Annotated in this window: 15 protein-coding genes and 1 pseudogene; 1 reads left to right on the forward strand and 15 read right to left on the reverse strand. The window is 66.0% G+C overall.

Annotated elements, in window-relative coordinates:
* Positions 1-107: 107 nt before the first annotated feature.
* The 15 genes and pseudogenes from VIG90_RS09155 to VIG90_RS09225 all read right to left on the reverse strand — a co-directional run bounded on the left by VIG90_RS09155 (position 108) and on the right by VIG90_RS09225 (position 12269).
* Positions 108-443: a phage head closure protein gene (locus tag VIG90_RS09155; RefSeq protein WP_331593196.1), complete on the reverse strand. Its 336-nt coding sequence runs from the start codon at positions 441-443 to the stop codon at positions 108-110.
* Positions 440-1021, reverse strand: coding sequence for a head-tail connector protein (locus tag VIG90_RS09160; protein WP_331593197.1), 582 nt, complete (start codon positions 1019-1021; stop codon positions 440-442). The genes VIG90_RS09155 and VIG90_RS09160 overlap by 4 nt, the downstream gene beginning before the upstream one ends.
* Positions 1021-1299 (reverse strand): hypothetical protein, encoded by a 279-nt coding sequence (locus tag VIG90_RS09165; protein ID WP_331593198.1) that lies wholly within the window; start codon positions 1297-1299, stop codon positions 1021-1023. The genes VIG90_RS09160 and VIG90_RS09165 overlap by 1 nt, the downstream gene beginning before the upstream one ends.
* A gap of 91 nt (positions 1300-1390) precedes the next feature.
* Positions 1391-1765 carry a hypothetical protein gene (locus VIG90_RS09170; protein WP_331593199.1) on the reverse strand — a complete coding sequence of 125 codons (375 nt, stop codon included), beginning with the start codon at positions 1763-1765 and terminating at the stop codon, positions 1391-1393.
* Positions 1766-1802: 37 nt separating this feature from the next.
* The gene (locus tag VIG90_RS09175; protein ID WP_331593200.1) at positions 1803-2795 is read right to left on the reverse strand and encodes a hypothetical protein; all 993 of its coding nucleotides are present in this window, start codon (positions 2793-2795) and stop codon (positions 1803-1805) included.
* A gap of 78 nt (positions 2796-2873) precedes the next feature.
* Positions 2874-3983 carry a phage major capsid protein gene (locus VIG90_RS09180; protein ID WP_331593234.1) on the reverse strand — a complete coding sequence of 370 codons (1110 nt, stop codon included), beginning with the start codon at positions 3981-3983 and terminating at the stop codon, positions 2874-2876.
* Between the two features lie 133 nt (positions 3984-4116).
* Positions 4117-4623, reverse strand: coding sequence for an HK97 family phage prohead protease (locus VIG90_RS09185; RefSeq protein WP_331593201.1), 507 nt, complete (start codon positions 4621-4623; stop codon positions 4117-4119).
* Between the two features lie 428 nt (positions 4624-5051).
* The gene (locus tag VIG90_RS09190) at positions 5052-5405 is read right to left on the reverse strand and encodes a DUF6127 family protein (protein ID WP_331593202.1); all 354 of its coding nucleotides are present in this window, start codon (positions 5403-5405) and stop codon (positions 5052-5054) included.
* 233 nt (positions 5406-5638) lie between these two features.
* Positions 5639-5914 carry a hypothetical protein gene (locus VIG90_RS09195; RefSeq protein ID WP_331593203.1) on the reverse strand — a complete coding sequence of 92 codons (276 nt, stop codon included), beginning with the start codon at positions 5912-5914 and terminating at the stop codon, positions 5639-5641.
* Between the two features lie 126 nt (positions 5915-6040).
* A complete protein-coding gene (locus VIG90_RS09200; RefSeq protein ID WP_331593204.1) occupies positions 6041-7216 on the reverse strand; it encodes a phage portal protein in 1176 nt (391 codons plus the stop codon).
* A gap of 780 nt (positions 7217-7996) precedes the next feature.
* Positions 7997-8224 carry a hypothetical protein gene (locus VIG90_RS09205; protein ID WP_331593205.1) on the reverse strand — a complete coding sequence of 76 codons (228 nt, stop codon included), beginning with the start codon at positions 8222-8224 and terminating at the stop codon, positions 7997-7999.
* Between the two features lie 510 nt (positions 8225-8734).
* Positions 8735-9814, reverse strand: a complete 1080-nt coding sequence (locus VIG90_RS09210; protein ID WP_331593235.1) for a DNA-packaging protein — start codon at positions 9812-9814, stop codon at positions 8735-8737.
* 402 nt (positions 9815-10216) lie between these two features.
* Positions 10217-10477 (reverse strand): annotated as a pseudogene (locus VIG90_RS09215) (hypothetical protein); the annotation flags it as partial.
* 251 nt (positions 10478-10728) lie between these two features.
* On the reverse strand, positions 10729-11295 hold the full coding sequence (locus VIG90_RS09220) for a hypothetical protein (RefSeq protein ID WP_331593206.1): 567 nt from the start codon (positions 11293-11295) through the stop codon (positions 10729-10731).
* 485 nt (positions 11296-11780) lie between these two features.
* Entirely contained in the window at positions 11781-12269 is a 489-nt protein-coding gene (locus tag VIG90_RS09225; RefSeq protein WP_331593207.1) for a DUF6456 domain-containing protein, read from the reverse strand.
* 109 nt (positions 12270-12378) lie between these two features.
* Here VIG90_RS09225 and VIG90_RS09230 point away from each other — a divergent pair, with 109 nt between their 5' ends.
* A complete protein-coding gene (locus tag VIG90_RS09230; RefSeq protein ID WP_331593209.1) occupies positions 12379-13032 on the forward strand; it encodes a helix-turn-helix transcriptional regulator in 654 nt (217 codons plus the stop codon).
* Positions 13033-14631: the final 1599 nt, after the last annotated feature.

Raw genomic sequence — 14631 nt, forward strand, 5'->3', positions numbered from 1 at the left:
CCCCGGCGCAAGCGCGGCGGCCTCCGCCCGCAACCGCTCCGCCAGAGCCCGCGCCGCGCGCCGCCCCTGCCGCGCGCCCGCGTCTTTCAGCCGCTCCGAAAATCCGCTCATGACACCGTCTCCTCCCGCGCCTGCAGCAGCACCAGCTCGGGCCGCCCGTCCACATCCGCCAGCGCGGTGATGCCGAGCAGCCGGTTGCGCCACCGCACCCGCCAGCCCGGGTTCAGCCCCGGCGGCTTGCGCGCCACCAGCCGGTAGCGAATGGCGCGGGCGTGCTGCTGCGCCACCGTTTCCTCCTTCACCGCCACCATCTCGATCGCCGCCCAGCCGTTGGCGACGCGCCGCCAGCCGCGCGTCACACCGCCAAGGCCATCGTCCAGTCCGGTGAAGGCCTCGAACGTCACCCGCTCGCGCATGCGCCCCAGAAATTCGGCTCCGGTCATGCCAGCCTCCCCACGCGAAACGGCCGCCACAGCGCCGCCACCGCCAGCGGCGGGCCGGTGTCGTCCGGCCGGTCGCGGTGCGCGTACAGATGCGCCGCCAGCCGCAAGATCCCCTGGCGCAGCGCCTCGGGCACGCCGTTCCAGTCGCTGCCCATCCCCGCCCAGTAATCCACTTCCAGCGCGGCTCCCGCCGGCGGCAGGAACGTCATGCGCAGCAGCGTCTGGCCGCGAGCGTTCTCGGCAATGTCGAAATCCGGCAAGCCCAGTGCCGTGCGCGTGCCGTCCCGGCTCACCAGCGTCGCTGACATGATCTGCCGCAGCGGCATCTTGCCCAGCCGCACGCAGCGCCCCGCGCTCCACGGCACGCCGCTGTTCTGCGCCGCGTCGAACGGCTTGCGTTCAGAGTAGCGCGTCGCGATCAGCACCTGCCCGGTGAAGGCCTCGCACAGCTCCCGCGCCACCTTCAGGAAACCGGCCAGCCCCGCGTCCTCCTCCCCGCATTCGATGCGCAGGTAGGCCCGCGCCTCGGTCACGGACACCGGCTCCGACGCCGGTCCTTCCAGCCATGTCGTCGTCATCACCGCGCCTCCGTCCGAATGACGAGGGAGCGCACATCCACCCGCCCGTCGCTGCGGGTGACGGTGTTCGCCACCCGGTACAATCGGCCCGGCACGCCGCCTTCCAGCGTCACCGCCGTGCGTTCGTCTTCCCGGAAATCGGCTGCGGCCCGCAGCCCGCCGGTCTCCTCCGGCTCCACCGCCCACCGGCTTTGCGCAATGCTTGCGCCGTCCAGCGCCGCGCCCCAGTCAATGGCGTAATCCAGGCTTGCGCCCGGGTCCTTCAGGTATATCCCCACGGAAATTCCTCCCGCCCAGAGCCCATGAAAAAAGCCGCCCCGAAGGCGGCTCTGATTTCTGATTTTTCTGTCCGTTTGATTTTTTCGGGGACTACGCCGGGTCGTTGATCTCCACGTCCCAGCTGCCGAAATTCACGCTCGTGCCCTGCGTCAGGCTCTGCGGCGTGCAGGTGGTCACATACAGCAGGCGAGCCGCCCCCTCGTCCAGCAGCGCCACATGATCCGCCGTGCCGCTGGCGGTCACCGCCACGCCCAGCTTCTGCGCCACCGTCACCCGGCGGCCGGACGCCGCCCCGTTGCCGATGCTGAAATCCGCGGCGCTCATTGCCACTTCCGCCAGTTTCAGGCTGCCGTTGGCCGCACTGAAGCTGGCAGGCTCTGCCGAGCATGCCACCATCTTGGTCGTATGGCCGCGCACGATGCCAAGCGCACCGTCCAGCACATCGTCATGCACCCGTTTACCCATGCACTTCCTCCCCGGTTTATTTGAAAATCCGCCGCTCTCAGCAGCGCCCCACATCCATGTGCCGCTGATCCGGCGGCACGTGCCACGCATCATCCCGGCACCGGTCCCGCAGCGCGGCAAGCGACACCGCGCGCACCCGGTGCCGCAAAATGCCGTCCTGCGGCGCAAGGCCGTCTCCGCCCTCGCCCGGCCCCGGCTCCCCTCCCTCTCCCGGACCCTCGCCCTCTCCCGGCCCGCCTCCCGTCAGCAGCGGACTGCCGCTCGCCATGCCATGCACGCCGCGCGCGCCCTCGATCAGAAAGAACGGATGCGTTGCCGCATCCACGCTCACGCCGCTGCTGATCATGGTCAGCGGCATGTCTCCCGCCTCGGCCACCAGCCCGGTGCGGAACGAGCGGTAGAACAGCAGCTTCTCCGGCATGATCTGCATCGGCGAGGCCCCGTGCGACAGCCGCGCCGCCTCCTCGCTGGTCAGCCGGTGGCCCTGCCACACCGCCACCTCCGCCACCCAGCCATTGAAGGCGCTGAGGTTGGAAGCCTCCCGGCACAGCAGCACCACCTTGCCGCCCTGGGCCGGCAGGGCGGAGGCCGTGCTCGTTGAGGCAATGGCCGCAAGGCCGCCCTTCCACCACACCTCGTGCAGCTGCATCGCGCCGGAATGGCCCGTATTGTCCGCCGCCCCGCTGCCGCGCATCGAAAATGCCAGCGGGCTGAACACCGTGTCGGAGAGGCCCGAGACGATGGCGCGCCCCCGCCCGCCCTGGGTGAGCGAAGAGCCCCAGTTGGCCTCCACCCCTGATGCGGCCGAGATCACCACGTCGCTCACTTGGCTGGAGCCGCTCACCCCGCCGCCCAGATGCACGATGCAGCCGCGCGTCCGCTCGGCATTGATCAGGGTGAGCAGCCGCGCGCTCGTCGTGTCCGCGCCGCCGCTGCGGGCCCACAGGAAAACGGAAAGATCCGCCGTATCGTCATATTCTCCCGGCAGGGCGAAACTGCACCCTCCGGTCGCCATACCGCGCAGGGCCATGGTCCTGCCTCCTGCCGAATTGAGAAAAATCGGCAAGGGGGCGTCTCCGCCCCCTCGCGCCTGTCAGAAAAAACACCCTTAGCTGACGGAGAATTTCATCAGCTTGATCGCCTCGGAATTGACTACCGCACCGCCGATCCGCCGCGTTGCGTAGAAGTGCACGAACGGCTTGTTGGAATACGGATCCCTGAGGATCCGCGTGCCCGTGCGCTCGGCAATCACATAGCCGTGGGCAAAATTACCGAAGGCGATGGCGTAGCTGTCCGCCGCAATGTCCGGCATGTCCTGCGCCTCGATCACCGGATACCCCAGCAGCGTCGCCGGCTGCCCTTCGGCAAGCGAGGGACGCCACAGGAAATTCCCCTCCCCGTCCTTCAGCTTGCGAATGCGCGCCAGCGTTGCCGAGTTCATCAGGAACACCGCCCCCTGCCGGTAGGCCGGGCGCAGCGCATGCACCAGATCGATCAGCTTATCCGCCGCATCGCTCGCGCCGAAATTTCCGGCCGCGCCCGCCGCCACATATTGCAGCGTGCCGAACGGCCGGGTGGCATCGCCCGTGGCGGCGGTGGGGTAGGCAAGGAAGCCCTTGGGCCGGTTGGTGCCGTTGCCCGAAATGAACGCCGCGCCCTCCCGGCTGGCGAATTCCAGCGAGATCTCCCCCGCCAGCCAGCTCTCCACGTCGAACACCGCATCGTCCAGCATGGCCTGCGTCGCGGCGGGGTTGGCGTACAGCTCGCCCCACGGCGGGCTGATCTCGCTGAAGCTCGGCGCGGCCGTTTCCGGGCGCTGCGCCGTCTCTGCCACCCAGCCGGAGGCAAAGCCGCTGGTCGCCACCAGCTTGCGGTAGTTGGCCGTGCCCACCTGCACCACCGTCGCCACCTGCCGGATGGGGGAAATATCCCGCAGCCGCGTCTCGATCATCTGGTCGATCGCCTCCGGCACCGCATAGCCGCCATCCCCCGGCGCCGTGATGTTCATGGACTTCGCCTCAAGCCCCGCAAGGCCCGTCTCCAGCCCCTTGCGCAGGTAGCGGTCCGTGAAGGCGGCCCGGTGGGTGTCATCCATGCGGCCGGATTTCATCTCGCCCGGCCCCGAGGCCGCTGCCCCCAGCAGCGGACGGCGCGCCGCGCCCACCACTTCCGCCACGCGCCGGTCGAGCACCTGCACGGTGCGCGCCAGCTGCGCCATCTTCTCCTCGATCCGGCCCTGCATTCCAGCCTCTGCGCCGCCATCCGCCGCGCCCGCCTGGGCTTCTGCTCCAACACCTGCGCCTGGGCCTGCGCCTGCAAACACGTCGTCCAGCCCCATCACGCCCTTGATTTCATATCCGTCCATCAACCGTCTCCACAGATGTCATGTCCCACGCAGACGCCACCACAGTCTCCACTCCCAGCACCCGCGCCCGCGGCTGCATGGGAAAGGTCACAAGAGAAATTTCGATCAGCTCCACATCCAGCAGCCGCCGCAGCCGCTGCTTCCTGTCCACCTCGGCGCGCCGCACCCGGTAGCCGATAGACAGGCCCGTCAGCGCCTTCGCCCGGATCAGCGCCGCCGCATCCCGCCCGCGCCGCGTGCCCAGAGCAATCTGGCCGATGACCCTGAGCCCCCGCTCATCCGCGCTCATCCGCTCGATCCGCCCGATCGGCTCGCGCGCCTCGTGCTGCCACAACAGCGGCACCGCGCCCCGCCCCGCCTCGCGCCCCACGTCTCGCAAAGCCCGCTCGAATGCGCCGGGCATCACCACGTCCCGGCCGCTGTCCGCCTCATGGAAAATGCTCGCGTATCCGGCAAACCGCAGGCTTGCCGGGTCGTGTCTCTCCCCGTCCATTTTTGTGTCTCGCTTTTGAGTTCGGAGTGTCCTGTGCGGCTGACGCCGCTTTACGCAGGAGGGACAAGTCCCTCCTGGCAACCTCCCGATTTTATCCAGAGCCGTGCGCCTGAGCAGCGCCCCCGCATCCCGGATTTATTCTTCTCTATCCGGCCGCGCCTGAAATAATGCGCCACGCCCCGTTCCTGAGACCGGAACAGAGCCTGCCACCCATATTGCGCTGAATGATTTCAAGGAATATCAGCGCCCCTTCTCCCATCCTCTCTCCAGCCGAACCGGCAGCGCGGGGCCTTGTAAAAACCCCCTTCCAACCCGCCCCTCCAGCCCACACGCACGGCCCGAAAAAACGAACAGGGGGTCGCAGGGGGATCAAGATCCCCCTGCATTCAAAGCGAAGCTCAAACCCCCAGCCGCCACACACACATACCCTACCGCACCCCGCCCAGCAGTTTCAGCTTCACCGCCAGTCCCACCACCAGTCCGGCCAGCGTCAGCCGCACCAGCCAGCCGATCAGCGCGTTGCGGGCGGAGCGGCGCACGTCCCGCCAGGCGGAGAGCAGTTCGCGCAATTCGGAAATGTCGGCGCCGGCGCGTCCGTCCGCCAGCCCCAGCCGGGCCAGCGCGCGGGCGGCGCCGGCGTCGGCGGCTTCCTCCCACAAGGCGCGCAGCGTCACCATGGAGGCGCCCTCGCCGTGCGCCTGCCGCAGCAGTGCGCCGAGCATCGTATCACCGGAAAGTGTCTCGCCGGGCATTGCCCCGCCCGGCCTGCCACCGTCGCTCATGCCTCTCTCCCCATTTTCATTTTTATGGTTGGGTGAATGCGGGCAGGCAGGCGCTGAAAACAGAAAAGGGCCGAAGCGTACGGCTTCGACCCCTTGATCCTCCAGCCTCGGGAAATGGCAAGGAGGAGTTCGCTGCGCTTATTGCCCGATTTTAACGAACAATCCAGCCCTTATAAAAATTCCGCAATGAATTCAGCGATTCTGACCGCACAGTATGGTTAATTTCCGCACTCTCAATAGACCGGAGCCGGCCTGTCCTTCGTCGAATCGGCAATCACGGCGTCCGGCGAGAGTTCCAGCACCCGGGCCAGCGCCTGCAGCAGCAGCGGGCGCTGAATGTCGTCCGCCGTCTCCAGCGCGTCCACCAGCGCCTTGGCCATTTGCACGGCGCTGACCTGATGGCCGTCCGGAATATCGAATTCCACGTCCGGCACGGCCTGCGCGGGCGAGGTTGCGGCCATCATCATCATGGCGAGGCTTGCCGCCCCGGCTTTCAGCATCGTCTTCAACGCACTCTCCCACTGCCGTTCTTTTCTTGCGCCAAGCTTTGCAATTTCCGGTCCAGTTTCGCTTTCTGCCGGTTTTTCAGAGCCTTGGCCGCCTGCCCCGCCTGCTGAGTTATTCCAGTTGTAAAGTTATCCGTCACAGTCCCGGTCCAGCCCCAGCAGGTGCCGCTTTTCCTCTGCCGAGAGGAAGTCCGCCGCCGCCACCTGCCGCCACAGTCGCTCCCGGTCCATCGCCAGCGCCGGGATGGCGTTGCGGCTGATGTCCAGGTGCAATCCTTCCCACCAGTGACCGAGGTAGGCCGACAGGCTGCTGGCGATCTTGCCCAGCAGCGGCAGCACGGTCAGCCGCCACAGCGCCCGGTTGGCCTCGCTGTAGTTGGCATAGGTGTTGTCGCCCGGCAGGCCCAGCAGCATGGGCGGCACGCCGAAGGCCAGCGCGATTTCCCGCGCCGCCGCGTTGCGCGCCTCGATGAAATCCAGCTCCGCCGGAGACAGGGACAGCGGCTGCCATTTCAGCCCGCCCTCCAGCAGCAGCGGCCGACCGGCGTTGGCCGCGCCCTGAAAGCCAGCTTCCATTTCCGCCTTCAGCCGGTCGAACTGGTCCTGTGTCAGGGTTGCGCCCTGTCCCGGCTCGAAAACCAGCGCGCCGCACGGCCGCGCCGCATTGTCCAGCAGCGCCTTGTTCCACCGCCCCGCCGCGTTGTGGGTTTCAATGGCCAGCTGCGCCGCCTCCAGCGGAGACAGGCCATAGTGATCGTCCAGCGGGTGAAAGGCGCGAATGTGCAGCAAGTCCCCCCGCCCCGTCACCGGATCAACGCCATAGCGCGTCACCACTCCGCCAACCGTGTGCCGATATTCCTGCGGCCAGCCCGTCGGCCCCGGCACCACCGTCACCCGCTCCGGGCGCAGCAGGTGCAGCTCCATCGGGCTGTCGTCCGGCCCCAGCACCACCTCCACATAGGCATTGCCCGAGAGCACCAGATGGCTCGCCAGCGCCTCGATGAACGCCGCCCCCGGCTGCCCCGGGTTCGGGCTGGCCAGCAATTGCAACGCCGGATGCCCGGCAGGCGAACTCACCCACGGGGCCGACGCCGCGCTTTCCGCCACCAGCCGCACCGCCCGCTGCGCGATGGTGTTGCGCAGATAGCTCTCCCGCACCTGCGCTTCATATCCCCTGACCGGCGAGCCCACCGGCCAGCCCGTCAGCACCGCCAGCGGCGCGCCTCCCCGTTTTGACGCGCCCCATTTCGACCCGCCCCGCGCAGACGCGCCCTTCCGCCGCCATGGCAGCAGTGAAAACTCCATGTCGCCCTCCGTCATGATCGTGCGATTTTCAGAATGAATTTTTCGAGATTTTCTTTTTTGTTTTGCAGGGGTCCATAGCCCCTGCACCCCCTTCGTTTCTCCGGTCGCGCTGTCCGGCGCATTCTGGGATTCTGGATTTATGATTTTTCGCGATATTCCTTTTTTGCAAGCCTGCCATCCCGCCACTCGCTGAGCGAAAATACAGGCTGCCGCCTTTATTGATTTTATTCCGTGCGCCATCCGGCAACCGCAACCCGAGCCGTTGCCGCCGCCCGTTTCAGATAAAATTTCCACCCACAGTGACAGCGCGAGCCGACAGTTTAATTTTCTCGACCGCACGCCGGCGAACCGAACAGCACACTGGATATCCCGGTGCGCGCCCCCGCCTCCTGGCACTCATCCTCTCGGCACTCAGGCACGTTGAGGTTTTCTCCGATCTGACTACATCAGATCCGCGCCGTTCATTCTTTTTATGCCTGCACTCGCCCACTGCCGGGTATTTCGCTCTGCGCGCACGCTGCTTCAGCGCCTTGAGGCCACGGCTCATTAACCCAGCACCGCACCGGACCAGCATCCATCTTCAAAGTGCCATGCCGGCAGCAGTGCAACTATGGCCTTCAGTCCTTGTGGCTCCGTGCCCTGTGCTCCGCGTTCTATGCCCCAGTGGCTGCGGCTTCGCACCCCCGTGCTCCCTGCCTCAGTGCCCTCTTGCAGTCGTGCAGCCGTGCGTTAAATCCCAGGCCCCGCCACCCAGCTCGCCATCCGTCCAGCCCGCCGGTATCAAAAATCGCCGTCCATCCAGCCCCCTCCATCACCCAACTCCCCGCCCCACAACTCATCGCCCCAAAAAAAATGGGCAAAGTGTGAAAGGTGCCACTTATACGATCGAATTATGTGTTCCGTTGATCCACCGCCTTGGGCGGCCACACCTGAAACTTCGGCTCCCATCGCCTCGCCCCGCCAACCAGCTCGCCAGCCGTCCAACTCGCCGGTGTCAAAAATCGCCATCCATCCAGCCCCCGTCCCCCCACAACTCATCGCCCGCAAAAAAATGGGCAAAGTGTCAAAGGTGCCACTTATACGATCGAATTATGTGTTCCGCTGATCCACCGCCTTGGGCCGCCACACCTGAAACCTCGGCTCCCATCGCCTCGCACGGGCAGCCACTCCCTTCCGCACGTCACATCATCGGCAAAGTGTCACCTAGGCCACTTATCAAACCGAATGATCTTACGTATTTATTCTCCGCCACCCCCGCCGCATGGCCGCATCAATCTCCACCGGCAGCCCCCATTCAAAACACCCGGCAAAGTGTCAAATCTGACACTTATGCGCCCGTATTACTCAGGCCCATCATTCACCCCCAATACGCGCCCCTTCAGGCAACGCCAGCAGCTCGGACAAGCACGGCCCATTAAATCAAAATGGGAGGTGCAGGAGGGGTCCTGAAAGTCTGTGCGCCTCCGCCCACGGGGCCCTCCTGCGAAAAACCTCACCCTCCAGTTTCCAAAAGCCCCCTTAAATCGCCCGCACGCGCGGCATGGGGCTCGTTGCCAGCATCAGCTCGGTCAGCGCCCACACCAGTGCGTCGGCGCGGTCGGGCGAGCGGCCCGGCCCCACGTATCCGCCGCCCGGCAGCAGGCCGCACAGTTCGTCTTCCAGCCTGGGCAGGCCGCCGGTGTGGTGCACCCGGCCCTGCTCGTAGAGGGCGGCCACCGGTTCGGCCCGGGCGGCCTTGCCCCGGCTGGCGCGCACCAGCTTGATCGGCGCGGGGCACCCGGCGGAGCGCAGCACCAGCGCCACCAGATCGCCGCCGTTGTTGGCCTCGGCAATGATGCGCTCGGCCTCGAAATCGCTGGCGGCGGCGGCGACTGCCCGCGCCCAGCCATCCGGGCTTGCGCCTTGCACCGAGCGGTCAGCCAGCACGTAGCCATGGCCGTCTGCCCCCAGCGCGGCGACGATGATCCCGCAGGCGTCTGCCTCCGGACCGCCGGTGACGGGCGGGTCCACCGCCACCACCACGCGGGCGTAGGGGCTGGCCGGCAGCGACGCCGCCTCCACCCGGTTGCGCTCGATCAGCTCCGGCGACCACAGCGCCCCTTCCACCGCCTCCACCATTTCGCCTTCCAGTTCCTGCCGCCCCAGCCGGGTGCCGCCGTAGGTGGCGGTCATTGCGTCCAGAAAACTTTGCGGCAGGTTGGCGCTATTGTCCCATGTGGCGCCGCGCGTCACCGCAACCCGCGGGTCTGCCAGCAGGCGGCGCACCAGCGGCACCGGGCGCGGCGTTGTCGTCACCAGCACGCGCGGGCGCGGACCCAGCCGCAGGCCCATTTCCAGATTGGCCCACACGGTTTCCGCATTGCGCCACTTGGCAGCTTCGTCGCACCAGGCGAAATGATGCTGGCTGCCACGCAGCTGCTCGGGCGCGTCGGCCGAGTACAGGTACGCCACGCTGCCGTTGCGCCACACCAGGCGACGCAGCGCGGGTTCGAACACCGGCTCCTCTCCCGGCGGCGCGATGGCGAGCAGGCCGGATTCCCCCTCCACCATCACCGCCCGCGCTTCCGCCAGCGTTGCCGCCACCAGTGCGATCCGCACCGGCCCGCCAGCGAATACCCCCGCGCCAGCACCCGCCTCCCGTGCATCTTCAGGGGCGGCATGTCTCTCGGAAGCCGTGCCCTCAAGGGCGTTCGACTGAACGGCACCTGCGTCAGGCCCGCTCTTCCCCCGTTCACCAGCCCCGCCAGCACCGGGTTCCGGGCAAGCCAAATTTAGTTCATCGGGATGCGAAAAACCTGCCTTCAAACCACGCGCCGCCAAGTCGCCGGAACCAGGATTTCCTGAGGTCAAACCTCCGGCCTCAGAACCAGTATCTCCAGCGCCCCAACCTTCCGCACCAGAATATCCAGCAAACTGTCGTAGGTGACACTCCTGTGTAGGAATTAGTCCGCCCGCCTGTATCCCGAACGGCCTTTCGGCCGGTGCGGAGCAGCCGTGGGTTGCCACGGTGCGCACCCATTCGGCGCCGGCGCGGGTCTTGCCGAATCCGCGCCCGGCCAGCACCAGCCACACCCTCCAGTCACCCGGCGGCGGCAATTGGCCCGGCCGCCCCCAGAACCGCCAGTCATGCAGCAGCCGCGCAGCACCGTCCGGCCCCAGCGCACGCCACAGCGCGAACCGATCCGCCTCCGGCAGTCGCGCCAGGCGCATGGCCAGCGACACGGCGTCAGCCCGGCCCGCCTGTGCGTAACCCTGATCCATTGTCTTGCCCCCGTTCGCATGGGTTGCAGAGTGTGATGTGCGCAGGAACAGGACGTCCCGCAGCTCTCGGAAATACAAAAACCGGGGCAGCCGATGGCCCTCACCGCTCGCCCCGCGCAAAGGCTGCTCTTCCCGTGCCGCCGCCTGCAAACACGCGGCAAAGTGTCAAAGCTGACACTCCTGTGCCTAATATTAAACCAGCGTGTTCGCGGCAGCCGGTTGCGCTGCGGAAATTCGTCCGGCTGGAATTGCTACCCGTCTTGCGTGCCCGGACCGCCCGCGCCGCATGCTGCCAGCATGCGCAGCCGCGCCTCGATCAGCGCGATGGGGTCGTCCCTGCCTTCGCTCCGATCCCCCGGCTTCTCTCCGGTTGCGGACGGCGCGGCCTGCGCCTCGCCCGTTGCGGCGCGGCCGTAGGTTTCCGGCCGTCTCGCCCGCAGCAGGAACATGGCGAGCGCATCGGAATACTGCCGCACCGAGCCGCAGGACTTGCCGCCGTAATAGACCTGCTTTTCCACCCCGTTCATTGCCCGGTCGAGCAGCGTTTCCTCCAGCGCATCCAGTGCCAGGTCCATGGCCTCTTTCCATGCCTTCGCGAATTCCGGGCATTTCTGCCGCTCCCGGTACACCCTCTGGGGAGACACGCCCGCCGCTCGCGCCGCCGCCCGCACCTGCCCCAGATCGGCCAGCGCCTCGAGGAACGCCGTGCGCACCCGGCTGGTCCAGAGCCGCACCGGTTGGCGCGGGCTTGCAAGGGGAGCCGGGGTCTCCTCCGGTGCGGAGCTGGTTGCCTCCGGCTTCAGGTCTTCCGGCTCCACCCCTGTCGGTTTCGCGGCGGATCTTGCCCTGATAGCTTTTAGGGCAGCTTTCGGGTCAGCTTTTGAGGCGGATTTCGGAGCTGCTTTTGGCGCTACCTTCGGGCGAGCTTTTGCTGCCTCATCCACCACCTCTTTCAGGGCTGCCTTCGGTGCAGCCTTGGGGCCAGCCTTTGCCCCTGCTCCCGCCCGGCCTGTGCTGGTTTTCGCCTTTGCCTTTGAGACGGGCGCTTCCACTCGCGTCTCGGCTTTCGGCCGGGCAGACGCCTGCCTGGTCTTGCGAAGTGCTGACGTCTGTTCGCCCATGGTGCCCCCCTCCTGCCTGTCATCCGCCTGCGCCCGCGCCGGGCAGCCGCCCCAAACGCATCAGGGCGGCTGGTCTGTCCTGACCGCCGCCCTGATGCCGACCCGGGCTCAGCCCGGAACACAATTTTCCACCGTGATTCGATTTGTACAAAGTATCGTGACGATAGTCAATAGGCTTTTTCCTATCTTGGGGCAAAAAAAGGGGAGCCGCCCGGCAGGCGGTAATGATCAGCCAGTCGATCGAGCGCCAGACACAGCACCAGCTTTCCGGCCCGCCGCGGCCAGCCGAGCGCCCGCTCTGCCGCATCCAGCCCGGTGCCTTCGCACACCACGCGCCACAGCACGTCTGCCAGCCCGTGGCCCAGGGCGGCCATGGCCTCGTGAATGCGCTGCCGTGCTGCGATCTGCCGTTCGGTCAGGTCCAGATGCTCGTGCGGGCCGCGCCGCACCCGGGATGCGGGCAGCATGTCCCACCCTTGGGTGACCTGCGGCGACAGGCTGGAAATATAATAGTCTTGCTGCAGGCGCTCCGCTGCGTCAGCCTGTCGGTCAGACAGGTGACGGTGGCGTTTCAGCCAGGCAAGCGGCGAGTCGTCTTGCGTAGCAAACGCCGCACCGGATTGCGATTTTTCGTGGCTGCTTCTCAGCTTAACTGTAGTTCTGACAGTCATACCGGCCTCCAGGATGGTCGTTTCACATCTTTACCGTGTTGACTCAACTACCGGACCGGGGCTTCTGTAGGACAGTAAAAAGTACCTTTGCGGTGGGGGAAAAAGTCGAATGCAAACGCGCATCCGCGAGGTTCGCAAGGCAAAAGGGCTGACCTTGGCGGAGGTCGCAGCCCGCTGCGCTCCACCGACCACGGCCCAGACCATCGGCCGGCTTGAAACCGGCACCCGCACGGTCTCCGTCGGCTGGCTCAACCGCATTGCCGAAGCTCTGGACGTGGATCCTTCCGAACTGGTCCACCTGCCTGACCGCCCGGACGTGCCGGTTGCAGCCATTCTCGGCGCGGCAGGCCCAGAGCGTCCGCGCCGCCCGATGATGCTCGCCGCGCCGCGGGTGCAACCCGATCTGATCGGCCTGACCGTCGAGGTGGCGCAGGGTGAGTACCGCGCCGGCGATGAGGTGTGGCTCACCCGCCTCGCCCCGCAGGATTACACCCTCGGTCTCAACAAGGATGTTCTCGTCCCCCTTCCCGGCGATGGCCCGGCGGGCAGGGGCAAGGCCACAGACCCCAGCAGCATCGGAACTGCCAGCACCGGGACCGCCGGCACCGGCAGCGAGGACACTGGCGGCCTCGTCTTCGGACGGTTGATGTCCGCCACGCCCGATGAGCTTCAAGTCGTACCGCTCACCTGGGCGGCTCAGCCCGTCACCCTGCCCACACCCGAATGGATGGCCGTCGTCTGCATTCTCATGCGCAAGCTTTAGAGCAGCTTTCGAGCAGGGTGGCACACCCTGCGCTGAACAAAAGGGCGATCAGCAAAGAGTTTAGAGCCGCGATCTGATGCAATCGGATTGGACAAGGCTCTAGAGCCCTTCCCAATCCATACGATGGAAAACGGATCGGGGCACATCAGCCCCTGCTTCGTCGCGCCCATGAACTTCATCGCGCCTGTGATCCCCGGATGACCTTCCCTGCCCGCCAGGTGATCCACCCTGCCCCGTTTCTGTTGCTCGGCGCGCTTCCGCTCCCTCTTTCATGCCCGCCACTGGCAAGCCTGAGGCGCCCCTCCCGTTGGCCACCCCTGTCCTTTCAGGTTCGACCCTGAAAGCTGACCAGACAGGGGCGGCACTGGGGGAGATCGGAAGCGATATTTGCACCGCAGAGGCAACATCGCAGGAAGCAACCGCCTAAAAACGCGTTCGGAAATGTTCTTGCGAGACAATCATTTTTTTTTGAGGAAACCGGACGCTGGAATATTGGATGCTGGGAAAACTGGCCTGCCCGAGCCCCAACTTGCCAGAGCCCCAGCTTGCCGAGGTTCTAGCCTGCCCGGAGCTCGAGTTTGCCAGAACCCCAGCTTGCCAGAGCCCAGGTCCGCAGCTCGCCAGTACCCAGACACCGGCCGGCACTCGCGATCCTTTTAATTCCCTGCCACCGGCCACTGTAATACTGGCACCCTGGTAATACTGGCACCTGGATTCCAGATCACCGACCACTGCACCAACGGTCATTTTTACTTGTAGCCAAATCGGCTACCGCCGCCTGAACACGAGACCCGCCATGATTGCCCCCGCAGCACTGGCTGCGGCGCTCACAGGCTGCTGGTCACTCACTGGCTGCGGATCCGTCGAGCCGCCCGATTGCCTGATCCGCTGGCCAGAGCCCCCCGAAGCCCGAAGCCCGCCAAGGCTCGAAGCCTCTGAAGCGCGGGCAATGAACCCGGCTCCAGCCCGGCACTGGGCCCTGAGAACCCAGACCCTAAGAAACCCGGCCTAAGAAACCCGGCCCTAAGAAACCCGGCCCCTAGGTTCGGAACTCCAAGGTTCAGAACCTCCAGTGTTCAGGATCCCCGTGTTGACCCCGAGCGCCTGCGGCTCCAGCCATTGGATTGCCCCCTTCAGGTGCGGATCCACCGGGATCAAGCCCCATGATCCCGTGGCCCGTCAACGCATCCTGCCCGTCGCAACCCACCTTCACTCAGCTTGCTTCAGGTCAGCTTTGCAGTTCAGATCAGGCCACTTTCCAACCCGCCGTTTTCCAATGCGCCTGTTCTAACCTGCCCTGTTGTGGTGTGCCGTTTTCCGGCCTGTTGTTTTTGATTTGCCGTTTTCCGGCATATCATCTTTTTGTCAGCACTGTTCTAGTCCGCCTTGTTCTCAGCTTACCGTCTTTCATGCCTGTCAGGGGAACCGCAATCGGGCGGCTCAGTTTTAGGATGCAGAAAACCGCCCTCCGCGGCAACGGTTCGATAGTCGTAGATCGCATGCCCAACCCTGAGCATGGCGCTGTTTTTCCTTTATCTTAAATGCTTTAGGTTGATTTCCCCCTGTCTGCTTCAAAATGGTCGAAGCCGTTACGGTCGC

It is taken from the genome of Pedomonas sp. (genome assembly GCF_036515995.1).
Lineage (GTDB): Bacteria > Pseudomonadota > Alphaproteobacteria > Sphingomonadales > Sphingomonadaceae > Pedomonas.

Excerpts from the sequence above, each read along its gene's own strand:
- VIG90_RS09230 (WP_331593209.1), top strand. The coding sequence starts at position 12,379 with ATGCAAACGCGCATCCGCGAGGTTCGCAAGGCAAAAGGGCTGACCTTG.
- VIG90_RS09185 (WP_331593201.1), bottom strand. The coding sequence starts at position 4,623 with ATGGACGGGGAGAGACACGACCCGGCAAGCCTGCGGTTTGCCGGATAC.
- VIG90_RS09180 (WP_331593234.1), bottom strand. The coding sequence starts at position 3,983 with ATGGCGCAGCTGGCGCGCACCGTGCAGGTGCTCGACCGGCGCGTGGCG.
- VIG90_RS09155 (WP_331593196.1), bottom strand. The coding sequence starts at position 443 with ATGACCGGAGCCGAATTTCTGGGGCGCATGCGCGAGCGGGTGACGTTC.
- VIG90_RS09225 (WP_331593207.1), bottom strand. The coding sequence starts at position 12,269 with ATGACTGTCAGAACTACAGTTAAGCTGAGAAGCAGCCACGAAAAATCG.
- VIG90_RS09205 (WP_331593205.1), bottom strand. The coding sequence starts at position 8,224 with ATGGCGATTTTTGACACCGGCGAGTTGGACGGCTGGCGAGCTGGTTGG.
- VIG90_RS09175 (WP_331593200.1), bottom strand. The coding sequence starts at position 2,795 with ATGGCCCTGCGCGGTATGGCGACCGGAGGGTGCAGTTTCGCCCTGCCG.
- VIG90_RS09160 (WP_331593197.1), bottom strand. The coding sequence starts at position 1,021 with ATGACGACGACATGGCTGGAAGGACCGGCGTCGGAGCCGGTGTCCGTG.
- VIG90_RS09190 (WP_331593202.1), bottom strand. The coding sequence starts at position 5,405 with ATGAGCGACGGTGGCAGGCCGGGCGGGGCAATGCCCGGCGAGACACTT.
- VIG90_RS09200 (WP_331593204.1), bottom strand. The coding sequence starts at position 7,216 with ATGGAGTTTTCACTGCTGCCATGGCGGCGGAAGGGCGCGTCTGCGCGG.
- VIG90_RS09170 (WP_331593199.1), bottom strand. The coding sequence starts at position 1,765 with ATGGGTAAACGGGTGCATGACGATGTGCTGGACGGTGCGCTTGGCATC.